Genomic DNA, 24,039 nt, shown 5'->3' with positions numbered 1-24,039 from the left:
GCCCGGTCTACGGGTACGGGACGTTGCGGGCCTGGACGTCCAGGGTATAGGGGGCCGCGCCGGGCGAGAAGGTGGTCACGCCACGCACGTTCCGTTTGGATTGAAATTTCAGGGTCACCGTGGCCGAGGTGGCTGTGAAGTCGAATGGGAGAATCGTTGCGCCCGACTGATCCACCGACGTCAGGGAGTCGGTCACCAGGGCCGGGCTCATGCCACTGAAGGCCGCATCGAGGAAACTGGCCTTGAAGGCCTCGCAGGTCTGCGCGGGCACGGTGGTGATCGTGCAGATATCCCGGTACTCACGGAGGATCATCACCTTGTTCGACGCATCGTCCGCCCAGTCGTCCGGCACCTTGTCGGCACCGCTCCAGGTGGCACGGGGCTCCATCCGGAAGACCAGCCGCATCCACTTGCGCGTGATCGTCGGAGGGGTAGACGACGTATCGACCTTTTCCTCCAGGGCCAGGACCGCCAGGCACGGCGTGGTCGTATCGCACTTGCCAGCGTTCACGGCAGACGCGGCATTGACGGTCAGCCCCGTGCGACGGACGCTGCTGGCCGACCTCACCCGGTCTCCTATATAGCCGCTCAGATCGTTCAGCTCCACCAGCTGCTCGGCCCCCGCATTGGTCTTGGTGGTCAGCTGAAGGGTCTGCATCTGCCAGTTGGTGATCAGCACCAGGATGATGCCCAGAATCGCCATGGCGACCAGGACTTCCACCAGGGTCAGGCCCGACTGGAACTTCACAGCGGCCTCGCGAAGTCGATCACGAAGGTCTGGGTCGGCTTGCTGGTCTGGGCGCAGGTCAGGGTCAGCCGCTTGACGGTCACGATCGCCCCGGTGGCCGCCGGGGAGGTGACCTGAGCGCTCAGGACAGGCTCACAGGTGTAGCCGTTCATCTGGCTGCTGCCCGGCACGGCTGGCAGCGTTCCCGCGTCGAAGTTCGTCTGCCCGGCGGTTGTGACTGCCCCGGTCGCCGGGTTGGTCGTGCGGGTGGGATTATTGAACTGTGCCCGGGCACTCTCCAGATACGCCTTGGCCGACACCGTCACCCCCTGGTCGTCGCGGGTGGCCCTGTTGACCTTCAGGATGCCGGGGAGTGACCCCAGCACCGCCACCGACAGGACGGTAAAGATGGCGATGGAGACCAGCACCTCGACCAGCGTCAGACCTGCACCGGGATGCGCGATCACCGGACGATCACCTTGCCGAAGAGACCGGTGACCCGGATGTCCCGCTTGATGGAGGTATTGGCGATCCAGCGTGACTGGAAGTTATCGGGGACGCTATCTGAGGTGGCGTAGGGCGGCACGAAATTGATGACGGAGGCGGTCGTGGACAGTGCTCCGGCACCGTCTACACGGATGAGCTGGGTGCCCGCCGGCATGTCATAGACGCGGGTTCTCGTGGGCGCAGGCGTTGTGCCCGTCGGACAGCTCGATCCGCTGTACTCCTTGACCTGATACTGCGTGTTGCTCGCCGAAGAGGCCATCAGAGAGATCTGCCAGCAGGCATTGGCCCGTTTGGCCCCGCTGCGGGTGGTGCGAACAGCCTGCGTGAACTCCTGAGCCCCCTGCATCACGGCCGAGGTGGCGCGCCACCGGGCATAGTTGGCCACCCCGATTGCCAGCAGGATGCCGACCACCGCTATCACCATCAGCAGTTCGATCAGCGTGACGCCGCTCTCGGCCCCCGCGACGCCCATCAGTTCTGGCGCCATGTGCCTGCGATCACGTCGAGTTTGTAGCTTCCTGCGGCGTTCAGCATGGCCTGCCGCAAACTGACGGCGCTGTAATTGACACTCAGGTTTCCGGTGATATCCGTCGAAGCCGGACTGCAGGTGGTATCACCACGAATCGCCATGGCTCCATTGAGCGTGAAGCTCCCGTTCACGAATTTGGCGGTGCAGCCCCGGACGTAGATGAACCCGTTGAAGGTCGTGTTTCCGTTGACGCTGGAGGTGATGTTACCGTCGACGATCAACACCCCTGACGCGGTCTTGTTTTTCAGAGCGGCGTCGAAGTCGGTTCCGTTGATCCTCATGATGCCGTTGTTGAGCGCCGGAAATGTCGTGGTCGTCAGGGGCACGAGGTCGTTCAGTTCCGTGTCGCTCATGCCGAGCATCATCTGTGTAAACGATCCCGACGTGCCGGTGGGCGAGAGCAGCGGATCAGACGTGCCCCGACAGAGCAGGGTAGTGCAGTCAGGCGTGCTGGTTCCATTCAGGGAGCCTGTGTAGGCGCTGAGGGTCGTCGGTGGCGTGATGACCCCACCGCTCCTGAGTGCCGTGACATCCCTGTAGATCGGTGTGCCCTCATCAAGGGTGGTGGGCGGCGTGCTACTCCAGACGATGGTCGCCAGTCCGGACGCCCTGTCCATCGAGGTGATGGTGGCGTACACCCCCTTGATACTGACGATTTCACCCACGAGATAGTCCGAGGGGTTGGAGAGCCGGATGGTCGTCGGGGAGCTGATGATCGGATACGCGGCCGCCACCGCGCTCATCAGCAGGCCAACGTCTCCCGAGAGCGTGGTGGCCGTGGCGCTCGTCGTCCCTGTGACACGCGTGAGGCCCAGGGTGGTGGCCACGATGGTACTGACCTTGAACGTGGCGCCCTTGATCGTGATGTAGTCGCCTGCCCGGAGTCCAGAGGCGCTCGCCACAGTCACGTTGACGGTTCCTCCCACCAGGGGCATGGCCGGGGAGCCACTGGCCACCTGGGTGATCACGCCACCATTGGCCGACACGGCCGAGACCGAGGCGCTGCCGCTGCTGCCTCCGCCGGCTTTGCCATTGCCGTTCCCGTTGCCCGTACTCGGGGCTGTATTCCCCACGTTGATGCCCGGCAGGGACGTGACCGCGGAGCGGGGCCGCACGCCCGGAGGCAGGGTACGCGGCGTCAGGGTGTAATCCTGCGCGATCACCTTCGTGGCCGTGCCGTTGGCGCTCCGGTAGGTGGCCGTAAACGAATCGGCGGGAGAGGCCAGCGCTGTCAGGGTCAACGTGCTGCCGGCAGCCAGCGAGGGCTCGATGTAGCTCCTAAGGCCGTCGAGCCAGACCTGAACCGTGACCACCGGGGTTCCGGGATAGGGATGATCCCGCACGTACTCCGCTGCCCGGCGGGGCAGCGAATTCAGGCCGCTTTCGGCGACCAGCAAGGCCTGGTAAGCCTGACGTTCGTCCGCCCCACTCTGGCGCGTGCCTGTTGCCAGTGATGCCGCTGTGGTCGCCACGATCAGCAGGACGATGCCTGTGAACAACAGGGACAGTACCAGAGCAAACCCCTCAGTTTCCGTCTCCGACGCATTTTTGGGGTTTGTCATGATTGTGTCAGAGTACTGCGTGTAAGAGCGGATGAGATTCACCCGAAGGGGGGTATACCCGACCCTCACTCAGTTCGTTGTCAGCACGTAGCTCAGCCCGCCCGAGTGGGTCAGCCACAGCTTCTCGAAGGCGGCGCGCGGGTAGGGACGGCGCACGCTGGCGTTGTCCGGCGCGGCCGGGTCGTTCAGCACCGGGTTGCCCTGGGCGTCGAAGCCGACCAGCACCATCAGGTGACCGTCGCTGGAGGGGATCGGGGCGCCCGGCAGTTCGCCCACCTTCCAGCCCAGGCTGACCGCCAGGGGCGTGCCGCCCGCGGTGAAGGCCTCGGCCGCCGCGAGGTTCGGCAGTCTGGTCACGTAGGCGCGCAGGCCCAGCGAGCCCGCGTAGGCGGTGTTGAAGGGCCAGTTGCCGGTGCCGCCGTACACCCGGTCGAAGGTGCCCCTGGCGGCCTGCGGAACCGTCACGTCCACGCCGTACTTCGCCAGGATCATCGAGACGCTGGTGGGGCTGCACCACACCTCGCCTCCATCGGGGTAGATCATCTGGGAGCGCTGGGGCACGTCCACGACCTTGCCCCAGGCGGCGCGGTTGCCACCCTGCCCCAGGCCCGCCGCGTGCCGGCTGCGCTCGGAGGTGCTGAAGGCCAGCAGGCGCACCGCCGTGCCCGCGCCGCGCAGGCTCACCCGGTACTGGTACGTGGTGGCCTTGCGGCTCAGGCGCAGGGTGTCCGTGAGCACCTCTCCGGTCGCGTCCTTCTGCCCGTCCAGACTGGCGCGGTCACCGCGGGCACTCCAGGTGCCGAAGCTGAACCAGCGCGACCAGCCGCCGCCCACCCGGGCCCGCACCTCCACCGTCAGGCTGCCGGCGCCGGCGGTCACGCCGTTCCACGAGGGCACCAGTTCGTCGAAGGCCGGGACGGTCAGGGGAAGCGAGGTGAAGCTGCCGGAGGTCGCGCCGGCCGTCAGGGCCAGGGTGGCCCCCTGCACCTGCACGCTCCGCAGCTCCGCTCCCACCCAGTCGGCGGCCCGCTCGTGAATGATGGTCGTGCTGTGCGGATAGGTCATGGTCAGGGCTCCCGCGCTGCCCGGCAGGGCCAGCGTGAACAGGGCGGCAAGGGTCGCGAGTTTCATGAACACCGCACTATGGCGCGCCGCCCGCACGCGTGGGTGAGGAGCTTTCCGGCCCCGGCGCCGTACACCAGCGCCTCTGAATACTTCCGGACGACTCAGCGCCCCTGCATGAACAGGAACGCCTCGGGCAGCGCCCCCTGCCACGTCACCCAGTTGTGCCCGCTGGGATACTCGCGGTACTGGTGAACTTGCCGCAGGTCGGCCAGCAGCCCGGCCAGCCGGCGGTTCGGGCCGGTCAGCCACTCCAGGGTGCCGGTGTCCAGGCTGATCCGCAGGTGGGCGGGCGGGGTGCGCGCCAGTTCCGAGAGCAGCCACTCGCCGGCGGTCGTGGTGTCGATCACACCGTCCGGGGACGCCGCGCCAGGCCGGGCGATGAACGCGCCGCTGTGGCTGACCACGCGCCCGAACAGCTCCGGGTGCCGGCTGCCCAGATACAGGCTGATCAGTCCGCCCAGGCTGGCGCCCCACAGGCCCCGCACACCGGGCGAGACGTGCACGCCTTCCACGCGTGGAAAGACCTCCTGGCGCAGGAAGTCTAGGTAGCGGTCGTTGAGGTAATACTCCTCGTTGCGGTCGGCCGGCTCCACGAAGACCAGCACGGCGCCGCTCGCCAGCCCCTCCTCCACCGCCCGATCCATCACCTCGGCCAGCCGGCCGGTGCGGTAGAAGGCCACACCGTCCTGCACGTAGTACACGGGCGTCGGCGTGGCCGGATCGTGGCCGTGTGGGGTGTACACGATGGCGCGGCGCGTGCCGGGGAAGACCTCGCCCGGCCAGCTCAGGCGGTGCGCGGTGCCCCGGCGGGCGGCGTCGGGCAAGAGCCAGAGCGGGTGCTTTGCGTACTCGCCGACCACCGCCGCGCGCGGATACGGCCACCAGGGATTGAGGGACTTCACCGGATTGTCCGGGTCGGCGAAGGGTTCCCCCGCCGCGTCCACCCAGGCGTACTCGACCCACGCGCCGCGCGGCAGGGTCAGGGTGACCGGCCCGCCCGTCACGGGGATCGGCGGCTGCTTGTGCCAGTCCGTCATGTCTCCGAGAAGTCCCACGGCGCCCGCCGGGGGCGTGAAGGTCACCTGCTGCCCATCTACCGAAACGGCCATGCGGGGAATTGTATGGGCTGGGGCCGCCGGCGTCGCGTCCAGCCCCCGCTTCAGCCCGGCCGCCGGAACAGCGCCGCGTTCAGGAAGTCCATCCAGAACACCGGCTCGGTTCCCGCTTCAGGAGAGGGCAGGGGGCCGCCGTCCAGCGGCTCCAGATCGGCGAACACGGCCCGCAGGTCGTCCGGGCTGTAGGCGACGCCGCCCTCCAGCCGGCCCCGCCTCAGCAGCGTCAGGTCGTCGGCCTCCGTGCCCATCCGGCCGGGGGCGAAGGTGCAGATGCCGAACAGGCCGCCCGGTTTCAGGCAGGAGGCCAGCGCCGTGCGGTAGGACAGCCGTCGGTGGGGCGGCAGGTGGTGGAAACACCCGGAATCGTAGACCAGATCGTAGAGTCCGCCGGGAATGGCCTCACGCAGCAGGTCGCACTCGGCGTAGATCGGGTCGGGGGTCGGGCCGGGGATCGCGTCGGAGGTCGAGTCGGGTGCGGGCGAGCGCTCACGGGCGTGCCTCACCGCGTAGGGCGAGAGGTCGATGCCGGTGGCGGCGTAGCCCTGCCGCGCCAGCCAGCGGGTATTGCGCCCCAGCCCGCACCCCAGACCCAGCGCCGTGCGGCCGGCGCCGCCGGGCAGCAGGCCGCGCCGCCGCCAGTCCACCAGGTTGCTGTCCGGCAGGTCGGAGGTGAGGGGGTGATCCGGGCGGCTGAACAGCTCGGCCCAGTGGTCAACCCTGTGGTCGGCCACCGGCTCGCGGGGGTTCCGCCTCGTCCAGTCCGAGCCGTCGTCGAACAGCCGGTCGAGGGTGTCCAGCAGCTGCTCCAGGGTCGCCACGCGCATCCTGTCAGGATAGCGTTGTCTGCGTGTGGGATGCGGTCGACACTGCCGCTGCTTCGCCGGGAGGGGAGCCGACACGGCAGCGGCCGGGAATCGGTCACCCCCGGCCGCTGCGTGGAGCGGGTGGCCTACACCGTGTCGGCGCGCACGGGGAAGTTCTGCAGGCCGTAGCCGCGGTACTCCTCGCGCAGTTCACGCTTCAGGAACTTGCCGGTCGCTCCGATCGGAATGTTGTCGGTGAGCACGGTCGCGTCGGGCAGCCACCACTTGGCGAACCTCGGCGCGATGAACGCCATCAGTTCCTCGTGGGTCACGGTCTGGCCGGGGCGCGGCACCACCACGGCCAGCGGCCGCTCGTCCCACTTGGGGTCGTCCATGGCGATCACGGCGCACTGCGCGACCGCCGGGTGGGCCATGATGGCGTTCTCCAGATCCACCGAGCCGATCCACTCGCCCCCCGACTTGATCAGATCCTTGGCCCGATCCTGGATGTGCATGTATCCGCGTTCGTCCAGGGTGGCGATGTCGCCGGTATCGAACCACATCTCGCCGTCCAGTTCGAAGAAGTTGTCCTGGCCCTCGCCCTTGAAGTAGGAGCTGGAGACCCAGGGGCCACGGGTGATCAGGCGGCCCATGGTCTTGCCGTCGTGGGGCAGGCGCACGCCGTCGTCGCTGAGGAGTTCCAGTTCGATCAGGGGCACGGCGCGGCCCTGCTTGGCGCGCAGGGCGTACGCCTCGTCGCTCTGGGGATCGACCCCCGCCGGAATGGAGCTGGCGGTGCCCAGCGGGTGGGTCTCGGTCATGCCCCAGGCGTGCAGCAGGCTCAGGCCGTGGCGATCCTGGAAGGCGCGGATGAGGGATTCGGGCGCGGCGCTGCCGCCCACGATCAGGCTGTCCAGGCGACTCAGGTCGTAGGGGGTGCCCTCGTTTTTCGCGCGGTCGAGTTCGCCCAGCAGGCCCATCCAGATGGTCGGCACGCCGGCCGTGATGGTGACCTGTTCGTCCTGCAGCAGCCCCGCGAGGCTCCGGCCGTCGCTGAACACGCCGCCGTAGACCTGCTGCGCGCCGTACATGGCGCAGGTGTAGGGCAGGCCCCAGGCGTTCACGTGGAACATCGGCACGATGGGCAGCACGGTATCGCGCTCGCCCACGTTCAGGCAGTCCTTGGGGGCGCTGGCCATCGAGTGCAGCACGGTCGAGCGGTGCGAGTACACCACGCCCTTGGGGTTGCCGGTCGTGCCGGAGGTGTAGCACATGGCCGCCGCCGCGTTCTCGTCGATCTTGGGGTAGCGTTCCAGGGGCGCGCTGCCGGCCACCAGGGCGTCGTAGTCGCCCACGCCGGGAATGGGCTGTGGGGTCGGCCCCAGCACGAAGACGTGCTCCAGTTTCGGGCAGGCGGCCTTCAGGGCCGGGATCATCGCCGCGAACACGTTCTCGATGAGCAGCACGCGGTCTTCGGCGTGGTTGAGGATCCAGGCGACCTGCTCGGGGTGCAGGCGGATGTTCACGGTATGCAGCACCAGCCCGGCGCTGGGCACGCCCAGATAGGCCTCCAGGTGCCGGAAGGAGTTGACGGCCAGCGTGGCCACCCGGTCGCCCGGATTCAGCCCCAGCGCGAGCAGGCCGCCCGCCAGTTGCCGCGCCCGGTCGGCCACCTCGCCGTAGTTCGTGCGGTGCTTGCGGGGAATGGGATTCCCGGCCTCGTCGCGGCCGGCGACCAGCAGGCTCACGACCTCGCGGTGCCGGTACAGGGTGCGTGCGCGCTCCAGAATGAAGGGAACCCCGAGCTGGACGTCCATCATGTTGCCTTGCATATCGTGCCCTCCTGGCGAGACAGACGAAAGAGGCGGCCCACGGTCAGGCCGGCGGTGCAGTTCGTGTCAGTGGGAAGAGTATAGGCGGCGCGGCCACGGGTGGGCCAGCGGCTCCGTCAGGCCGGGGCTCAGCTGCCGGATGACCCTGCTCAGCGGTCGGTGCCCAGAATCTCTTCGGGCTGTGGGGGGCGCGCCTGGGCACCGCCCCGCCGGGGTCCGGGGCCGACCGGGACAGGGACGCCCACGTGGTCGTCGGCATCGTCCGGGCCTGGGCGACGGGGCCGCTGAGGTGCCAGCACAACCACCTGCCGCTCAGCGCGGCGCAGCAACCAGGCGCTCAGTCTCTTCAACATGCTCCAGGGTGCGCTCCACGCGGCGGAGATGCAAGCACAGATGTGCGGTGAGGCGCGTACTCAGGCGTTCTCTGGATCGTCGGAGTCATCCTCCGCGCCGCTATCGTCCGCATCGTTCTCCACCCGCGCCAGCCCCAGCAGGTACAGCTCCAGGATCTGCACGGCCGCCGCCTCGTCCAGATCGGCGGCGCCCAGGTCGCGGGCGCGGCGGGTGGTGAAGCGCTCGTCCTGGAAGAGCACCGTGTAGCCCTGCTCCTGCAGGATTCTGGCGAAGGCGCGCACGCGGTCGGCGGCGGGGCTGGGGGCGCCGTCGGTGCGCAGGGGCAGGCCCAGCAGCAGGGCGGTCGCGCCGGTCTCGGCCACCTTCTGCCGCAGCGCCTTGAGATCCAGCGGCAGCCGCCTGCGATCCAGACTGCCCCGCCCGAAGGCCAGCCGCCCCGCATTCACCGCGAAGCCGATGCGCGACTTGCTGATGTCCAGTGCCAGGATGGTGGGAAGGGGCGGGGTCACGCGGGCGAGTGTAGCGCGCTACGCTGGGGCCATGACCGCCACGAGCGTAATTCTGGCCGCGACCCACGCGGGCGTGCGTACCCTGACCCTCAACCGCCCGGAGAAGCTGAACGCCGCGAACGACGACCTGCTACTCACCCTGACCGGGGAACTCAGGAAGGCCGAGTCCGATCCGGAGGTGCGGGTCGTGGTGATCACCGGCGCCGGGCGCGGCTTCTGTGCCGGGCAGGATCTGGGCGACGTGTCGGGGCGGGGCATGACCTTCACCGAGCACCTGAACCACACCTACAACCCCCTGATCCGCACCATCCGGGGCCTGGAGAAGCCCGTCATCAGCGCCGTGAACGGCATCGCGGCCGGGGCGGGGGCCAGTCTGGCGCTGTCCGGCGACATCCGCCTGTGGGCGCAGGGCGCCGCATTGACCCAGGTGTTCTCCAACATCGCCCTGATCCCCGACAGCGGCAGCACCTGGTTCCTGCCCCGCGCGGTGGGCTACCAGCGGGCCTTCGAACTCATGGCTTTCGCGGAGAAGGTCACCGCCGAGGACGCCCTGAGGGCGGGCCTGTGCGAGCGGGTCTTTCCCGACGACTCCTTCCAGGCCGACGTGCAGGCCTATGCCGAGCGGCTGGCGGCCCGCCCCGCCCATGCCCTGAAGCTGACCAAACAGGCCCTGCAGGCCGCCCTGAGTTCCACCCTCGACGAGGCGCTGGATCAGGAGGCCGCGCTGCAGCAGCTCGCCGGCGATTCCTGGGAACATGCCGAGGGCGTGACGGCCTTCAAGGAGAAGCGGGCGCCGGCGTTCCGTCGTCAGGGCTGATACCAATTGCGGCCCAGTCGCTCAAACTTTAGCGACTGGGCCCGACCAGAGGGAGGAGCAAAGAGTACGTGCTGTGCGGTATGGAGGAACATCCGGTGCTTTCCTGGTGGGGGCGGAATAGAGCGCAGTGCGTATGACCCGCCGCCGGGCGCGGATCGTCGGCACGGTGCAGGAGGGGAGAGCGGGCCGTATCCGTTCACCGCTCTGCGAGATGCCGCAGCCACGGAACCGACAGGAGGAAAGGCCGCCCCAAGCATGTGGGCGGCCTTCCTGATCGCGAACCCTGTTGGACTGGGAGGTTACTTGTCCAGCGGGTCGTTGTGGCCCTTCATGACCTCGGCCTGACCCAGGGTGTGGTCACGGCGCACCGGGTCGCGGCCGGGCTCATTGCCCATGCTGGCGGTGTCGCCCTTGGGTGTTTCCAGTTCGTCGCTGTGCTGCACGGTGGGGTTGGGGCTGGTGGGCACGGCGGGTTTGTCTGAGTGGGTCATGGAGACCTCCTGGCCGGGGTGCGGCACGGCGGCGGGGACGGTCGGCGTGGAGGCCGCGGAGGCGGGGCGGGGGCCGGGGGCCAGCCGCTGGACTTCGGGAGGCGAGGCCGGCTCGTCGGTCACCAGATCGGCCGGGTCGCCCAGCTCCTGGATCAGCCGCTCGCGGGCGCGGATCTCCTCCTCGACCCGCCGGATGTCCTCCTGCACGCCCTGCAGGACGTCGATCTGGGCGCCTGAATGGTACGAGCGGCCCAGCCGGGCGAAGTGTCCATCGAGCTCGCGGCCGAGCTGGAAGACCTCGACCCGCAGGCGGGCGGCCTGAGCGACCTCCTCGCCACGGCGCTGCACCTTTTCGGCCCCGCGTTTGACGGTATTCAGAATGTTATCCAGCATGGCTACAGTGTGCGCCCCCACTCCCTGGGCGGGGTGAGGGCGCGTTTAAAGATCGTACGGACGCTGGCGGCCGGTCTCTCGAGTCGGTGACCCAGAGCGGGCGCTCAGCCCAGGCTGCCGGCCGGCGTCAGGGTGCCCTGCTCCAGCGCGTGGGCCAGCGCCAGCGGGATGGCGGCGTCCCAGCCCTGCGGGTGGCAGGCGGCGGGGTAGGGCACCGGGGGCGTGTCCTGCTCGCGCGGAAAGCCGGCGAAGAGTTCGCTCAGGCGGCCGTCGTGGGCGGCGCGGGCGGCGTCGAACAGGGCGCGGGTGATCTGCCGGGCCTCGCTCGTCAGGCCGTAGCGCAGCATCCCCAGCGCGGCGGCGGCGGTGTCGTGCGGCCAGACCGAGCCGTTGTGGTACGACACCGGGTTGTAGCGCACCTCCCGGGTGCCCAGCGTGCGGATGCCCCAGCCGTTCCAGAGTTCGCTGTCCAGCGCGGTGCGGGCCACCTGCGCGGCGTATTCGGGCGGGATGATGCCCGTCCAGAGGGTGTGCGCCGGGTTGCTCACCAGCACCCGCAGCGGACGTTTGTCGCCGTTCAGGCCGTGCACGTAATAGCCACGCTCGGGCCACCAGAAGGCCGCGTGGAACTGCTCGCGCAGCCGCGCCGCCCGCTCCTCCCACTCGGGGGCCCGCTCCGGCTCGCCCAGCAGGCGGTACATCCTGGCCGCCGCGAGGTAGGCCGCGTAGGCGTAGCCCTGCACCTCGATCACGGCCACGTGGCCGCTGACGTCCACGCCCTCCTGGGTGAAGGTGCTGTCGCCGGAGTCCTTCCAGACCGCGTTGGTGATCCCGCCCGGATCCGGGGTGTATTCGATGAACCCGTCGCCGTCCGGGTCGCCGTCGGTCAGGCACCACTGCAGGGCCGCCTCCCAGTTCGGGCGAAGTTCGCTCGCCAGCCCCGGATGCGCGGCGCTGAGTTCGCCGATCAGCCAGACGAACAGCGGCGTGGCGTCGGCCGTGGCGTAGTACGGGCGGTGGGGGGTGCGGCCGATACGGGTCAGCTCGCCGTTCCGCATCTCGTGGAGGATCTTGCCCGGCTGTTCCAGCGTCCGGGGGTCGTGGGTGCGCCCCTGGTGCGCGGCCAGGAAACGCGCCACCGTGAGGGCCAGTTCGGGCAGGTGGTCTTTGACCATCAGGGCGATGATCATCGAGTCGCGGCCGAAGGGGGCCACGTACCACGGCAGCCCCGCCGCCGGGAAGGCGCCCTGCGCGGTCGCGAAGGACAGGCTCCGCAGGTCGGCCACCGAACGCTCCAGCACGGACTGGTCATAGGGATCGGGCAGGGTCAGGTCGCCGCGCACCCGCCCACGCAGGGCGTCGTACTCGCCCGCCAGCGCGTGCGGGTCGCCGCGGGTGGGGGATTCATCGGCCTGCAGCGGAAAGACGCTGACCCGGATCTCGGTCACGGCCTCCGTGAGCGTCCAGCTGAGCTGCTCGCCGTCCCAGCGGGCGGGCGGTGAGACCTCCACGGCCGCCCGCAGTTCCAGTCCGTCCTGCGCCGTATAGCGGAACTCCAGGCCCCCCGGGCGCTCCTCGACCTGGACTGTGCGCTCGGCCACGCCGCCGGGCCAGCCGCGCACCTCGAACATGTCCACGAAGTCGGCCTTCAGGGCCAGCGTCAGGACATGCGGGCCGTCACCGACGTAGCGCGTGACGCACAGGGTGTCGCGCAGCTCGGTCGCCAGCAGCTGCAGGTCGCGGTTGATGCCGACTTTCATGGTGTAGCCGACATTGGCGTTCGAACTCTGCTCGTGCAGCCAGAAGGGGTACCGTTCGTGCTGCAGCAGGTGCTGGGGCCGCTGACCGTCGAGGCGCCACTCGTAGCGCGAGAGGAAGCGGGTGTCGCGTCGGTACAGGCCGCTCTCGCCCTGGGCGACCTTGTAGTGGCGGTTGCCGACCAGATACAGGTCGTTCTCCTTCAGGACGGTGCGGGTGGTGAGCGTGGGGGATTCGCTATCGAGCATGGTCATTCCTTTATCACGGCCCGCCGGGGACAAGGCGGCACAGGGCGGGCCGGGGGCGTGGGGTGGTACGCGCTCAGCCCTTCACCGCGCTGTCCGCTCCGGTGTCCACGAAGTAGCGCTGGAACACGATGAACAGGATGATCACCGGAATGGCGCTGAGCACCGCGCCGGCCAGGATCAGGCCGTAGTCGCCCTGCCCGCCGTACAGTTCGCGGAAGTTCGAGAGGCCCACGGTCAGCGTGAAGTCGGTGTTCTGGCGCAGCAGCACCAGCGGCCAGAAGAAGTCGTTCCAGGCGCCCTGGAACTGCGTGATGGCCAGCGCGATCAGGGCCGGGCCGGCCTGCGGCAGCATCACCCGGAAGAAGGTGGTGAAGGGCCCGGCACCGTCGATGGCGGCCGATTCTTCCAGCTCCTTGGGCATGCCCTCGAAGAACTGCTTCATCAGGAACACGCCGCCCGCCGCGACCAGACCGGAGAACCACAGGCCCCAGATGTTCAGCAGGTTCCAGTCCTTGAGCAGCACGTAGTTGCTGACCAGGTTGACCTGCCCGGGCACCATCTGCACGAACAGCACGGCCACGATGAAGATCAGGAACTTGCCGGGGAACTGCAGCCGCGCCAGGGCGTAGCCGGCCAGCGAGCAGAACAGCACGGCGGCCGAGACCCGCAGGAAGGCGTACAGGAACGAGTTGAGGACCCAGGAGAAGAACAGGCTGCGGCCCGTCTTGGGATCGAGGGTCTCGTTGAAGGCGCGGCGGTAGTTGTTGAAGGTGTAGCCGATGACCCCCGGCGTGATGTTGCGGTAGGCGAAGGAGCGCCCGAAGTTCTGCCGGTCGCTGGGGGGCAGGGTGCTCGACACGATGGTCTGGCCGCGCTGCACGTCCACCTGCATGGGCGTGCGCTGGAACAGCGGGCCGCGCAGGTAGTAGGCGTTCCCGGCCCTGACCAGTTCCACGGCCTGCGTCTCGTTCAGCTCGTACTGCCGCTGCTGGGCCTCGGGGGTGTCCAGCGTGACCTTGACGATCTCGCCGCTGGGCAACTTGGCGCGCACATCGCTGTCCGGCGTGGCGATGGTGGCGCGCACGATGTCGCCCTGCTGGCGGGTCAGCACCGGGGCGGTCACGGTCACGCGGTAGCTGCGGAGATCACCCGCGCGGCCCACCTCCTCGGTCTTCACCTGCGCGTAGTCCTTGGCCTGCGCCTGTTTGGCGATGGCGACCAGACTCACCGGCTGGTAGGGGAAGAGGGCCACGCTGGGGGCCTCCTGCGGCGCGCCCTGGGGGGAACGCACCTGCACGTCGAAGCTCACGGATCGGCCGGGGGTCAGGCCCCCGTTCCAGCCGTCGCCCCCGCCCTGCACGCCCAGGTTGTAGGCGCGCGAGATGAACTGCGGGGTCAGCTGCGCGATCCGCAGGCTGGGCGGGTACTCGTTGGGGTTGTCCTTCATGGAACTCAGCAGGCCCATGGTGAACGGCCCCAGGAAGAAAAAGCTCATCACGATCATGAAGGCGTACAGCCAGCCGGCCCGCGCCCAGCGCCGCCGCGCCAGCCAGCGCTCGTTGTCGGCCGAGGTCTGCCTGACCTGTTCCAGCGAGGTGGTCATACGGCCTCCGAGGGGAAGAATTTGCGCTGCACGAAGACCATCACCAGGATGATGGCCGCCAGGATGATCGCCGCCGCCGACGCCAGGTTCACGGGCGCCGCCCCGGCCTTGAAGGTGTTCTGATACACGTAGTAGGCCAGCGTGATCAGGGTGTCGCCGGGCGCCGCCGAGCCGATCACCGCCACCTGGTCGAACATCTGCATGGTGCCGATCAGGCCCACCGTGATCACGTAGAAGGTCACGGGGCGCAGCATGGGCACGGTCACGTTCATGAGCTTCTGCCACGGCGTGGCGCCGTCGATGTCGGCCGCCTCGTAGAGCGCGCCGGGAATGTTCTGCAGCCCCGCCAGGAAGAACAGCATCAGCGTGGGGATGGTCGTGAAGGTGTTCTGGATGATGATGACCAGCAGCGGGATGCTCAGGATCCGCACGCCGCCGACCGAGATCCACTTGTCCGCGAAGTACTGGTAGTCGAAGAGCTGGACGTCACGCGGCTGCACGGCGCCGGTCAGCGACAGCGCGGCCGTGGCGGCCAGCGCGACCAGGGCGGAGGTGGCGGCCAGCGCCGGGTCGAACCAGCCGGCCGGGAACTTCCGGGAGCGCTCCCACAACACCTGCACGATCTGCACGGCGATCAGCACGCCCAGGAAGGTCAGGATCAGCGGCTGGTACGACTGCCACTGGGTGATCAGGTAGTTGGCGATCCCGCGGCGCTGGAACAGCCACAGGAAGATCAGGGTGATGACCACGCTGGAGGTGATGGACGGCATATACCAGGCCGAGCGGAAAAAGCCCATGCCGCGGATCTTGTTGTTCAGCGCCACCGACATCAGCAGCGCCCCGACGGTCTGCAGCGTGGTCGTCACGATAGCGAAGATCAGCGAGTTGCCCAGCGCCCGCCGGAACGAGGGATCGGCCAGCACGTCCGCGTAGGGCTTGACGCCGATCAGCTTGGGGGTGTTGAAGAGGTTGAAGTCGGTGAACGAGTAGTAGATCGCGCGGGCGAAGGCGTAGAAGAAGAAGATCGCGATGGTGATCAGGAACGGCGCGAGAAAGATGTAGGCCGTGGCGGTCTGCCCTTTTTTCAACATGGTTCACCCCTCTGGGCGGCAACGGCCCGGGGGCCGGAGCGGCGCGCGTGGCGCGGCCCTCTCCGACCCCCGCGCGCGGCGCTTAGCGCTTCTGGAAGGTGGCCATGTCGGCCTGGGCCTTTTTCAGGGCGTCGGCGGCGCTCTTCTGGCCGCTCAGCACGGCGGCCAGGGCCTCGTTGATCGGCTTGCCCCAGTCGGTGCCCTGGGCGCCGAAGGTGAAGGCGCCCACGTTGCCGTCGTCGGCCCCGTCGAAGACCAGCCTGGAGTTCACGGCGCTGGCGTCGGTCTTCTTGAAGTAGGCGTTGCTCTGCAGGGCGGTGCGGCTGGGGATCGCCAGGCCCTGCTCCAGCACGTACTGCTGCACCTGCGGGGAGGTCAGGATGTTCATCACCTTGAGGGCGGCGGCCCGGTTCTTGGTGCCCGAGTTGATGGCCCAGCCCACGGTGTACAGGAAGTTGCCGCGCTTACCGGTCTTGGGGTTCTTGGGCATCAGGGCGGTACCGTATTTCAGGTTGGGGGCGTTGTCCTTCAGGAAGCCGGTGATCCAGTTCCCCTCAATGGCCACGGCCACCTTGCCGGTCTTCATGCAGCCGCCGGTCCAGCCTTCGCTGACCTCGCTGGGCTGGATGCCGACCTTGTCCTTGGCCAGGCTGGTGTAGAAGTTGAAGGCTTCCACGAAGCGCGGGTCAGAGAGGTTGGTCTGGCCCTTGGCATCGAACTGCTTCCAGCCGGTGGCGAAGGCGAAGGCCCCGAAGCGGTCCCAGCCCGGCTGCAGGCAGATGCCGTAGTAGTCGTTGCCCAGCTTCTGCTTGAGGGTCACGAGCTTCTGCTGCAGGGTCGTCCAGGTGTCGTTGTTGTCGGGGTACTTCACGCCGGCCTCGTCGAAGAGGTCTTTGTTGTAGACCAGGGTCAGCGTGTTGAAGTCCTTGGCGATCCCGTAGATACGGCCGTTGCGGGTAAACGCCGTGTTCAGGCTCTTGACGAAGGGGCCGGTGTTCACGAGACCGTTGAGCGGCAGGATCTTGCCGGTGGCCACGAAGCCGTCGAGCGTCTCGGCGGGCAGGTACATCACGTCCCCGGCGTTGCCGGCGGCCAGCAGGGTGGTCAGCGACTTGTTGTAGTCGCCCTGCAGGGGCTCGTAGACCACCGTGATCTTGTCCTTGGCCAGGGCCGGCTTCACGAACTTGGTGATCAGGTCGCCCACGATGGCGGGGTCGGTGCCGCCGTACCCGTTGATCTTGATGGTCGTCTGGGCGGCGGCGCTGGACGCGAGGACGGCGAGGCTGAGGAGCAGTGCTTTTTTCATGAGATCCCTCCAGGGGGCGGCGCGACGGTGGCGCCGGGGATGAGCTCGACGGGAATGAATTCGCCACGGGGCGGAAGCCCCGAAATGGCCTCTTGGACGAGGGAGATGGCCGTGGCCGCGATGCGCGGGATGTCCTGGGCCACGGTCGTGAGCTTGAGGGTGGTGGGCAGTTCGGGCAGTCCGTCGAAACCCACGACCGAGACGTCCTGTGGAACGCGCAGGCCCAGATCCTGCAGCGCGGCGATGGCGCCGGCCGCGCTCTCGTCGCTCTGGGCGAAGAGCCCGCTGAACCGCACGCCGTCCTCCCAGGCCCGGCGGGTGGCCCGGTAGCCTCCGAGCACGGTGAAATCACTGTCCAGGGCGGTGCACTGGGCACCGGCCTCCCGCGCGGCCTGCCGAAAGCCCAGTTCCCGGTCGTGGGCCACCTGGGACGTGCCACGGCCCAGGTAGGCGAGGTGGCGGTGGCCCGCCTCCGTCAGCTGACGGGTCGCCAGCCCTGCGCCTTCCACGTCGTCCGGCGCGACCCAGAAGTGATCGCTTTGATGGCCGATCAGTACGGCCGGAATCCCCTGCCGCCGCAGAAAGTTCAGGCGGGGGTCTCCATCGACGGCGTGCATGACCAGCACGGCGCTGGGCAGCCGGGTCAGGTGCATCAGCTCGGCACGCAGGTCGACCAGTTGCACGCCCTGCGGCGCGGTGTGGCTTTCCAGCGCGCGGCGGAACAGCACGTGGTACGGGTGGAGCATGGGATCGTCGCGGTCGAGCGAGACCCCCAGGGTCTGCCCGGTGCGCCAGCTGAGGTGCCGGGCCGCCGGGTCGGGAGCGTAGCCCAGGCGGCTGATCACCTCTGACACATGCTCGCGGGTACGCTGGGCCACGGTCGAATGACCGTTGAGCACGCGGCTGACGGTGCCGGTGCTGACCCCCGCCTCGCGGGCGATGTCGTCGATGGTGGGCCGGTGGCTGGGCGACATGGGCTGGGTGGACGTCCTTGTGCAGCGAGAGGCGGGACGGGGGCCGAAAGTTGTAACCGGTTACAATCTGGCCCATGCACTCGGGGAGTGGGTCTGGGCGGCCAAGCGTATCGGCCCTCCGGCGGGCCAGTGAATTGTTGTAAGCGGTTACATTCATACTGTAGACGAAAAGCGGCCGGTGTCAAGCCCTGGCCCTTCACCGGAGGATCACCGTTCTTGCCCCCGTGGTGCGGCGGGCGGGCGCTGGTCGGGTGGCGGCCGGGCGGGTGTCCATGCGGCGACCTTCTGCCAACCCACCCTGCTCCCAACCCCCCCCGCGCTAGATTGAGCGCACCATGAACGCTGCCGAGACCCGAGCGCTGCTGCTTGCCCTGAACGCCGCCCTGGCCCGTGGACAGCGCGCAGCGATCGCCACGGTGGTCGGCGTGCACGGCAGCGCCTACCGCCGCGAGGGCACCCGGATGCTGATCCTCGACGACGGCGCCCAGGTCTGTATGCTCTCCGGCGGCTGCCTGGAGGCCGAGGTGGTCGAGGTCGCCCTGGAGGTGATCCGCAGCGGCGTGCCCAGCGTGACCCACTACGACCTCTCCGAGGACGCCACCTGGGGGCTGGGGATCGGCTGTGGCGGCTCGGTCGATGTGCGCGTGGAGCGGGTCGATCCGGCGAACCCGGTGACGGCCGCCTGGCTGTTGGCCCTGGAGCGGGGGGAGCTGGCCGCGCTGGCGGTGCCCCTGGACGGCTCCGGGAGCCTGTTCGTCGGCCCGGCGGGGGAGACCGTGGGCCACCTGTCGCCCCCAGCGCTGCACGCCTTCGCCGTTCGGGCCGCCCGCGAGCGCCTGGGCCAGCGCGAGCCCCGCGCCGTCACCCTCCAGGCCGATTCCGGTCAGGCGGTGTTCATCGATGTCTGCACGCCGCCGCCGCAGCTCGTGCTGTACGGCGCCGGGCACGACGCCATGCCGCTCTCGGCCCAGGCCCACGCCCTGGGCTACGACGTACATGTCATCGATCCGCGCAGCGCGTACCTCACGGCCGGCCGCTTTCCCGGCGCGACGCTGCACGACCTGAGCCCCGAGCAGCTCGGCCGCTTCACGCCCTCGGCGCGGGGGCATCTGGTGATCATGAACCACCATCTGGATCGAGACCGGGTGTGTCTGCACCACGCCCTGACATCGGGCGCTCCCTATGTCGGGGTGCTCGGGCCGCGCAGCCGCGCCCAGACGCTGCTGGATGAACTGGCGGCCGGGGGCGTGACCTTCTCGCCAGGGGAACTGGAGCGCCTGCGCTCGCCCGTCGGGCTGCGGCTGGGGGCCGAGGCGCCCGAGGAGGTCGCCCTGAGCATCCTGGCCGAGCTGATGGCCTGGCGACGCGGCTACGACGGCTCGTTCCTGAGCGGTCACGCGGGCCGCATCCACGACGCCCAGACCCACGCCGCCGCACCCGATCCGCTGCCCGGCTCCCAGCCTGGAACAGCTCCTGGCCAGCACGTCAGCGTTAGCGACGCTCCGGATGCCGACCCGTCCCTCGCGGCCACCTCGTCCGGCCACTAAAGCAGTTCTCCGAATTACGCTGTCGGGACAACAGATTCCCGACCGCTCCATTCTGCGTCCTGCTCGGTACAATTCACTCGCTCCGCTCGGTCAAAAGAACGCCGTTCTATTGTCAAATGCTCTAGGCGTGCCGGCGCCGCGCTGGCGGACACTCCTGGCCCCGGTCGATCCCTGCCTGGTGTCCTGAGTGACCTCGGAGAGCCTGAACCGCACGCCTGAGGTGCAGAAGTCGGCACCCTCCATGCTCTAGCCTGACCCATGCCCGAACCGACCCGGAAGCCCGCCGCGCCCGCGCCCCGTGTGCGTACCCGGCCGCTGTGGGTCGCGCTGGGCTTCGTGCTGTGTGGCCTCGGCGTCCTGGGGCTGATCCTGCCCGGCTTTCCCGGCACGGTCTGGTTCATCCTGGCGGCGGGAGCCTTCTCACGCGGCGATCCGCGCTGGGAGGCCTGGCTGCTCTCACGGCCAGTCGTGGGCGAGCTGATCCGCGATTACCGGGCGGGCCGGGGAATGCCGCTGCGGGCCAAATGGATCGCCTGCCTGTGCATTGCCCTGGCGGTGGGTCTGAGCCTGCCGCGCATCCCGGTGCTGGCCGGGCAGGCGACGTGGGTGCTGCTGGGGCTGGCTGGCGTGTGGTTCATCGTCTGGCGCGTCCCGACCCGGCGTGGCCCGGAGCTGCCTGCTTCCCGCCGGTCTGAGCGCTGAGGTCTGGGTAGCACTGAGCCCTGGACAACACAGAGCATCGTCAGCACAGGGCCTCGTCAGCACAGAGCCCGGGCCACAGGAGACATGTGCCCCCCACGGGCGCACTAGACTCCGGCCATGTTGAAGGGCGTACTGGAGAGGCTGGACGAGTCCGGACGCGTCCTGCCGCGCTTCACGGCGCCGCGCTGTCTGCTGGAGCGGCAGGCGGTGGGGGGCTGCGACGCCTGTCAGGTGGCCTGCCCCCACGCTGCCATCGACCTGGGGCCGCTGGGCGACAGCGTGAAGATCAACCCGGATCGCTGCACCGGCTGCGGCATCTGCGTGCAGAGCTGCCCGACCGGCGCGCTGGAGTATGCCCTGGACGCCCCCCTGCAGAGCGTCCACGACCAGCGCGGCGGCTCCGACGACGAGGCGACCCTGACCTGTGGCGAGAGCGGCGCCGGTGGCCCCACGCTGCCCTGTCTGGGCCGGGTCACGCCCGCGCTGGTGGCGGCCGCCGGCGCCTGGGACACCCCGCTCACGCTGATCCACGGCGACTGCGCGGCCTGTCCGGTCGGGGCGCCCGAGGTACCGGCCCGCCTGCACGAGGTTGCCCAGGTCGCCCAGACCCTGCGGGAGCCGACCGGGCAGCCGGCCCAGGTCACCGTGCGCCCGGCCGTCCCGGCCGATACCGAGCGGGCCGTGCGCGTGTCGCGCCGGGGGGCCTTCACGTCGCTGTTCCGGGCCGGGCGTCAGCAGCTGGCGCAGGCCATCCCCGAGTCGCCGTTGCCCTTCGTGGACTGGTCGGTGCCCGAAGACCGCACTCCGGCCGAGTGGCGCTGGCGGCGGCTGAGCCTGAAACCGGCGCCCGCCGCCCAGACCCCGGTGCACTGGCCGGCTCCGGTCGTGGACGACACCTGTATCGACTGTCCCGTGTGCGCCAACGTCTGCCCGACCGAGGCCATCACCCGCGACCTGCAGCCCGACGGTGGCGTGAAACTGCTGCTGAACCTGAGTGCCTGTACCGGCTGTATGGGCTGCCTGCGCTCCTGCCCGCCGCAGGCCATCCACGAGCAGCGCGACTGGCTGCCCGCCGCCTTCTCGGTGCCGATCCTGCTGCGCGAGAGCGACTCGGTGATGTGAGAGGGGTTCCGGGCCTAGATCTCTGTACGTGGAGGAGCAGCGGCGGACTGACGGGCTAGGGCTGAACACCCGGAGCTGTCCCAGGCGTTCGGGAATCGGGCGGCCTCCGGTTAAGGGGTGCGCGGCTGCCCGTTCCGATCTGTGCCTTCCGGCCTGCGGTTCATAGTCCGGTTCAGCGCTGTTCTGGAACAGCCATGTCAGGTCAGGACGGAAACCCTGGAGGGCCGCCGGGCTATGCTGGCGGCCGATGCGCCGAGCCCTGGCCCTGCTCCTGCTGCTGCCTGCCGTCTCAGGCGCACAGCCGGCGCTCGCACCCGCTCCGCCCTCCAGTCTGACCCTGCACCGCGACCCGGCCCTGAGCCCGGGCCTGCGCGCGGCCCTGAAACCGCTGCCTCCCGGCGTCCAGGTCGGGCTGCTGGCCGTGGATCTGCGGGGGGGCGCGGTGCTGGAGAGCCTGAGTCCCGACCGGCCCCTGATTCCGGCCAGCGTGACCAAACTCGTGACGGGCGCGGCGATCCTGGCCGAACGGGGCGGCGCGGACGGCTGGTGGAGTGCGGAACTCACGGTGCCCGCCGCGCAGGCGGGCCGCCCGCAGGTCAGGGCGCTGACCCTGCGCGGCAGCGGTGACCCGACCCTGAGCGTGTCCGGCGGCACCTACAGCCTGCGCGCCCTGGCTCGGCAGGCCCACGCCCGCGGGCTGCGCGAGGTGGGACAGGTGCGGCTCGACACCGCCGCGCTGGACTCCGGAAGCTGGCGCGGGGCCGTGATCGGGGTGCCCATGACCGCGCTGAGGCTCTCCGACTGGCACGACGCCCCGCCGGCCAGCGCCGACGAGGCCCACGCGCGGCTGGGCCGGGCGCTGATCGCGGAGCTGCGCCTGGGCGGCATCCGGGTGCGCTCGGACGTGGTGGGGTCGGCCACCCCGCACGCGCCCTACGTCGCCCCCGTCCGCATGGACGAGCGGGGCACCCCGCTTCCCCCGGATCCGCTGGTGCCGCCCTCCCGCCGGCCCGAACAGGGCGTCGCCAGTGTCCGCAGCGCTTCGCCACAGGACGTGCTGGCCGAAACGGAGCGGCCCAGCGACAACCTGCGGGCCGAGGAACTGCTCGCCACCCTGGCCCGGCGGCCGGCCGGAACTGGCCGGGGGACCCTCGCCGGGGCGCTGGCCGAGGAGCGGGCCCTGCTGGAACGCCTCGGCGTGGATCTGAGCGGCGTGCGGCTGGCCGACGGCAGCGGCCTGAGCCGGCACAACCGGCAGACCCCGCGGGCCATCACCGGATTGCTGAGGGCCATGTACGACCTGCCGTATCCGCTGGCGGGCCCGGCTGCGGCGCTGCCCGCCGGCCCGCCGCTGCCGGAGGGGTTGTACCGGGCGCGGCGCAACGCCTTCGTCGAGGCGCTGCCCCAGGCCGGTACCGGCGAGGACGTGCCCCGCCACAACGGACGCGGCGGCACCCTGGCCCAGCGTCTGCTCGGCAGCGGGCTGGACGTGCGCGCCAAGACCGGGACGCTGCCGGGCGTGAGTGCCCTGGCCGGCTACGTCACCGCCCGCAGCGGCCGGGTCGTGGCCTTCGCCATCCTGATGAACGGCCCCGAGAGCACGCCGATCCTGACCCTGCGCGCGGTGCAGGACGAGTCGGTGCGCGCCCTGGCCGCCGCGCATTGAGGGCAAACGTGCCGCCGGGCCGACCCTGGGCCCCCAGGCCCTACACTTGAGGGCGTGACGACTGAAGGCAAGGCCGGGATGACGGTGGTGGTGGCGACCAGCAACGCGGGCAAGGTGCGTGAGATCGAGGAGGCCCTGTCCGGGCTGGGCTGGCAACTGGAGGCCCTGAGCGGGATGACCCTGCCCCCGGAGACCGGGATGACGTACGAGGACAATGCCGCGCTGAAAGCCTGCGCGGTGGCCCTGAGTACCGGGAAGGTCGCCCTGGCCGACGATTCGGGCCTGGAGGTCGAGGCACTGGGCGGCCAGCCCGGCGTGTACAGCGCCCGCTTCGGTGGGGTGAACAGCGACACAGAGCGCAACGTCCACCTGCTCAACAAACTCCGCACGGCCACCGACCGCCGGGCGAAGTTCGTGTCGGTGGTGATCGTGGCGTACCCGGACGGGCATCTGGAGAGCTACCGCGGCGAACTCCGCGGCACCCTGCTCGAGGGCCCCCGCGGCGAGAACGGCTTCGGCTACGACCCGCTGTTCGTGCCCGATGGCGAGACCCGCACCCTGGCCGAGATGACGGTCGCCGAGAAACGCGCCATCAGCCACCGGGGTCAGGCCCTGGGGGCCCTGCTGGAGGCCCACCGGTCGGGGCTGCCGGAGCGGCAGATCATCGCCATCGAGTAGGGGACGGTACGAACAGCGCCGCCTGGACGAGTCGTCCAGGCGGCGCGTTCAGTGGTGCTCAGCCCTGGGTATGAGTCTGCTGGGTGTGAGCCTGCACATCGCTCTTGAGCCGGCGCAGGATGGCGCCCATGCCGCGCAGGCGCATCGGCGTGATCAGCTCGGTGAGGCCCATGTTCAGGTAGAAGTCGTCGGGCACGCTCAGGATCGTCTCCGGAGACTGGCCGCTGAGGGCCTCGTGCAGGATGCCCGCGTAGCCGCGCACGGTCGGCGCTTCCTCGGGCACCTTGAAATGCATGTTCACGCCGCCGCCCTCCTGCTCGGTGACCAGGAAGAAGGGGCTGGTGCATTCGGGCACCGGCTGCATGAATTCCGGGTGCTCCACGTACTTCTCCGGCAGGGGCGGCAACTTCTTGCTGTACTCCAGCAGGGCCTGCAGTCGCAGCGTCTTGGGCGCGCTCTTGAACAGGGTCACGATGTACTGAAGTTTTTCGGGCAGGGGGGCGGCGTCCGTCATGGCGCCAATCTACCCCCGGCCGCGCGCACGGAAGGTGCCGCCTGTCCAGTTGAGTTCTTTTGTCAA

General features: G+C 69.5%; 22 protein-coding genes. 6 read left to right on the top strand and 16 right to left on the bottom strand.

Annotated features, from left to right (window positions below; all coding sequences use genetic code 11):
- Positions 1–7 precede the first annotated feature (7 nt).
- The 9 genes from CVO96_RS01620 to CVO96_RS01580 all read right to left on the bottom strand — a co-directional run bounded on the left by CVO96_RS01620 (position 8) and on the right by CVO96_RS01580 (position 9,063).
- Positions 8–748, bottom strand: coding sequence for a PulJ/GspJ family protein (locus tag CVO96_RS01620; protein WP_165795169.1), 741 nt, complete (start codon positions 746–748; stop codon positions 8–10).
- The gene (locus CVO96_RS01615; RefSeq protein WP_103309585.1) at positions 745–1,194 is read right to left on the bottom strand and encodes a type II secretion system protein; all 450 of its coding nucleotides are present in this window, start codon (positions 1,192–1,194) and stop codon (positions 745–747) included. The genes CVO96_RS01620 and CVO96_RS01615 overlap by 4 nt, the downstream gene beginning before the upstream one ends.
- Positions 1,191–1,721 (bottom strand): pilus assembly FimT family protein, encoded by a 531-nt coding sequence (locus CVO96_RS01610; RefSeq protein ID WP_103309583.1) that lies wholly within the window; start codon positions 1,719–1,721, stop codon positions 1,191–1,193. Before CVO96_RS01610 ends, CVO96_RS01615 begins: the two co-directional genes overlap by 4 nt.
- Positions 1,706–3,325: a pilus assembly PilX N-terminal domain-containing protein gene (locus CVO96_RS01605; protein ID WP_133161723.1), complete on the bottom strand. Its 1,620-nt coding sequence runs from the start codon at positions 3,323–3,325 to the stop codon at positions 1,706–1,708. The genes CVO96_RS01610 and CVO96_RS01605 overlap by 16 nt, the downstream gene beginning before the upstream one ends.
- Before the next feature lie 69 nt (positions 3,326–3,394).
- On the bottom strand, positions 3,395–4,456 hold the full coding sequence (locus CVO96_RS01600; protein WP_103313235.1) for a peptidase C39 family protein: 1,062 nt from the start codon (positions 4,454–4,456) through the stop codon (positions 3,395–3,397).
- Positions 4,457–4,551: 95 nt separating this feature from the next.
- On the bottom strand, positions 4,552–5,559 hold the full coding sequence (locus CVO96_RS01595) for an alpha/beta hydrolase (RefSeq protein WP_103309577.1): 1,008 nt from the start codon (positions 5,557–5,559) through the stop codon (positions 4,552–4,554).
- A gap of 50 nt (positions 5,560–5,609) precedes the next feature.
- Complete coding sequence (locus CVO96_RS01590) at positions 5,610–6,389, bottom strand: class I SAM-dependent methyltransferase (RefSeq protein ID WP_103309575.1); 780 nt, start codon at positions 6,387–6,389, stop codon at positions 5,610–5,612.
- 125 nt (positions 6,390–6,514) lie between these two features.
- On the bottom strand, positions 6,515–8,200 hold the full coding sequence (locus CVO96_RS01585; protein WP_103309572.1) for a long-chain fatty acid--CoA ligase: 1,686 nt from the start codon (positions 8,198–8,200) through the stop codon (positions 6,515–6,517).
- 413 nt (positions 8,201–8,613) lie between these two features.
- Positions 8,614–9,063, bottom strand: a complete 450-nt coding sequence (locus tag CVO96_RS01580) for a RuvX/YqgF family protein (RefSeq protein WP_103309570.1) — start codon at positions 9,061–9,063, stop codon at positions 8,614–8,616.
- A 31-nt stretch (positions 9,064–9,094) separates the two neighbouring features.
- Here CVO96_RS01580 and CVO96_RS01575 point away from each other — a divergent pair, with 31 nt between their 5' ends.
- The gene (locus CVO96_RS01575; RefSeq protein ID WP_103309568.1) at positions 9,095–9,880 is read left to right on the top strand and encodes an enoyl-CoA hydratase-related protein; all 786 of its coding nucleotides are present in this window, start codon (positions 9,095–9,097) and stop codon (positions 9,878–9,880) included.
- A gap of 299 nt (positions 9,881–10,179) precedes the next feature.
- On the opposite strand, the gene CVO96_RS21355 is transcribed toward CVO96_RS01575, so the two are convergent.
- The 6 genes from CVO96_RS21355 to CVO96_RS01545 all read right to left on the bottom strand — a co-directional run bounded on the left by CVO96_RS21355 (position 10,180) and on the right by CVO96_RS01545 (position 17,744).
- A complete protein-coding gene (locus CVO96_RS21355) occupies positions 10,180–10,764 on the bottom strand; it encodes a hypothetical protein (protein WP_243398117.1) in 585 nt (194 codons plus the stop codon).
- Between the two features lie 104 nt (positions 10,765–10,868).
- Positions 10,869–12,776: an amylo-alpha-1,6-glucosidase gene (locus CVO96_RS01565; protein ID WP_243398116.1), complete on the bottom strand. Its 1,908-nt coding sequence runs from the start codon at positions 12,774–12,776 to the stop codon at positions 10,869–10,871.
- A gap of 67 nt (positions 12,777–12,843) precedes the next feature.
- Positions 12,844–14,373: a carbohydrate ABC transporter permease gene (locus CVO96_RS01560; RefSeq protein ID WP_103309564.1), complete on the bottom strand. Its 1,530-nt coding sequence runs from the start codon at positions 14,371–14,373 to the stop codon at positions 12,844–12,846.
- A complete protein-coding gene (locus CVO96_RS01555) occupies positions 14,370–15,464 on the bottom strand; it encodes a carbohydrate ABC transporter permease (protein ID WP_103309562.1) in 1,095 nt (364 codons plus the stop codon). Before CVO96_RS01555 ends, CVO96_RS01560 begins: the two co-directional genes overlap by 4 nt.
- An 82-nt stretch (positions 15,465–15,546) precedes the next feature.
- Positions 15,547–16,770, bottom strand: a complete 1,224-nt coding sequence (locus tag CVO96_RS01550) for an ABC transporter substrate-binding protein (protein ID WP_103309560.1) — start codon at positions 16,768–16,770, stop codon at positions 15,547–15,549.
- Entirely contained in the window at positions 16,767–17,744 is a 978-nt protein-coding gene (locus CVO96_RS01545; RefSeq protein WP_103309558.1) for a LacI family DNA-binding transcriptional regulator, read from the bottom strand. The genes CVO96_RS01550 and CVO96_RS01545 overlap by 4 nt, the downstream gene beginning before the upstream one ends.
- 335 nt (positions 17,745–18,079) lie before the next feature.
- On the opposite strand from CVO96_RS01545, the gene CVO96_RS01540 reads away from it, so the two are divergent.
- The 5 genes from CVO96_RS01540 to rdgB all read left to right on the top strand — a co-directional run bounded on the left by CVO96_RS01540 (position 18,080) and on the right by rdgB (position 23,459).
- Positions 18,080–19,291 (top strand): XdhC family protein, encoded by a 1,212-nt coding sequence (locus CVO96_RS01540; RefSeq protein WP_103309556.1) that lies wholly within the window; start codon positions 18,080–18,082, stop codon positions 19,289–19,291.
- Positions 19,292–19,549: 258 nt separating this feature from the next.
- Positions 19,550–19,993 carry a YbaN family protein gene (locus CVO96_RS01535; protein WP_103309554.1) on the top strand — a complete coding sequence of 148 codons (444 nt, stop codon included), beginning with the start codon at positions 19,550–19,552 and terminating at the stop codon, positions 19,991–19,993.
- Between the two features lie 117 nt (positions 19,994–20,110).
- Positions 20,111–21,115, top strand: coding sequence for a 4Fe-4S dicluster domain-containing protein (locus CVO96_RS01530; RefSeq protein WP_103309552.1), 1,005 nt, complete (start codon positions 20,111–20,113; stop codon positions 21,113–21,115).
- Between the two features lie 247 nt (positions 21,116–21,362).
- A complete protein-coding gene (locus CVO96_RS01525) occupies positions 21,363–22,781 on the top strand; it encodes a D-alanyl-D-alanine carboxypeptidase/D-alanyl-D-alanine-endopeptidase (protein ID WP_103309549.1) in 1,419 nt (472 codons plus the stop codon).
- Between the two features lie 78 nt (positions 22,782–22,859).
- Complete coding sequence (gene rdgB, locus CVO96_RS01520; protein ID WP_103309546.1) at positions 22,860–23,459, top strand: RdgB/HAM1 family non-canonical purine NTP pyrophosphatase; 600 nt, start codon at positions 22,860–22,862, stop codon at positions 23,457–23,459.
- A 58-nt stretch (positions 23,460–23,517) separates the two neighbouring features.
- Here rdgB and CVO96_RS01515 read toward each other — a convergent pair whose 3' ends face one another.
- Positions 23,518–23,973 carry a SufE family protein gene (locus CVO96_RS01515; RefSeq protein ID WP_103309544.1) on the bottom strand — a complete coding sequence of 152 codons (456 nt, stop codon included), beginning with the start codon at positions 23,971–23,973 and terminating at the stop codon, positions 23,518–23,520.
- Positions 23,974–24,039 lie beyond the last annotated feature (66 nt).

The organism is Deinococcus koreensis (assembly GCF_002901445.1).
Taxonomy (GTDB): Bacteria; Deinococcota; Deinococci; order Deinococcales; family Deinococcaceae; genus Deinococcus; species Deinococcus koreensis.
The sequence above is the reverse complement of the archived record's forward strand: the minus strand, read 5'-3'. Positions and strand labels throughout refer to the sequence as shown.

Excerpts from the sequence above, each read along its gene's own strand:
- CVO96_RS01610 (WP_103309583.1), bottom strand. The coding sequence starts at position 1,721 with ATGGCGCCAGAACTGATGGGCGTCGCGGGGGCCGAGAGCGGCGTCACG.
- CVO96_RS01605 (WP_133161723.1), bottom strand. The coding sequence starts at position 3,325 with ATGACAAACCCCAAAAATGCGTCGGAGACGGAAACTGAGGGGTTTGCT.
- CVO96_RS01600 (WP_103313235.1), bottom strand. The coding sequence starts at position 4,456 with ATGAAACTCGCGACCCTTGCCGCCCTGTTCACGCTGGCCCTGCCGGGC.
- CVO96_RS01595 (WP_103309577.1), bottom strand. The coding sequence starts at position 5,559 with ATGGCCGTTTCGGTAGATGGGCAGCAGGTGACCTTCACGCCCCCGGCG.
- CVO96_RS01590 (WP_103309575.1), bottom strand. The coding sequence starts at position 6,389 with ATGCGCGTGGCGACCCTGGAGCAGCTGCTGGACACCCTCGACCGGCTG.
- CVO96_RS01585 (WP_103309572.1), bottom strand. The coding sequence starts at position 8,200 with ATGCAAGGCAACATGATGGACGTCCAGCTCGGGGTTCCCTTCATTCTG.
- CVO96_RS01575 (WP_103309568.1), top strand. The coding sequence starts at position 9,095 with ATGACCGCCACGAGCGTAATTCTGGCCGCGACCCACGCGGGCGTGCGT.
- CVO96_RS21355 (WP_243398117.1), bottom strand. The coding sequence starts at position 10,764 with ATGCTGGATAACATTCTGAATACCGTCAAACGCGGGGCCGAAAAGGTG.
- CVO96_RS01565 (WP_243398116.1), bottom strand. The coding sequence starts at position 12,776 with ATGACCATGCTCGATAGCGAATCCCCCACGCTCACCACCCGCACCGTC.
- CVO96_RS01560 (WP_103309564.1), bottom strand. The coding sequence starts at position 14,373 with ATGACCACCTCGCTGGAACAGGTCAGGCAGACCTCGGCCGACAACGAG.
- CVO96_RS01555 (WP_103309562.1), bottom strand. The coding sequence starts at position 15,464 with ATGTTGAAAAAAGGGCAGACCGCCACGGCCTACATCTTTCTCGCGCCG.
- CVO96_RS01550 (WP_103309560.1), bottom strand. The coding sequence starts at position 16,770 with ATGAAAAAAGCACTGCTCCTCAGCCTCGCCGTCCTCGCGTCCAGCGCC.
- CVO96_RS01545 (WP_103309558.1), bottom strand. The coding sequence starts at position 17,744 with ATGTCGCCCAGCCACCGGCCCACCATCGACGACATCGCCCGCGAGGCG.
- CVO96_RS01540 (WP_103309556.1), top strand. The coding sequence starts at position 18,080 with ATGAACGCTGCCGAGACCCGAGCGCTGCTGCTTGCCCTGAACGCCGCC.
- CVO96_RS01535 (WP_103309554.1), top strand. The coding sequence starts at position 19,550 with ATGCCCGAACCGACCCGGAAGCCCGCCGCGCCCGCGCCCCGTGTGCGT.
- CVO96_RS01530 (WP_103309552.1), top strand. The coding sequence starts at position 20,111 with ATGTTGAAGGGCGTACTGGAGAGGCTGGACGAGTCCGGACGCGTCCTG.
- CVO96_RS01525 (WP_103309549.1), top strand. The coding sequence starts at position 21,363 with ATGCGCCGAGCCCTGGCCCTGCTCCTGCTGCTGCCTGCCGTCTCAGGC.
- rdgB (WP_103309546.1), top strand. The coding sequence starts at position 22,860 with ATGACGGTGGTGGTGGCGACCAGCAACGCGGGCAAGGTGCGTGAGATC.
- CVO96_RS01515 (WP_103309544.1), bottom strand. The coding sequence starts at position 23,973 with ATGACGGACGCCGCCCCCCTGCCCGAAAAACTTCAGTACATCGTGACC.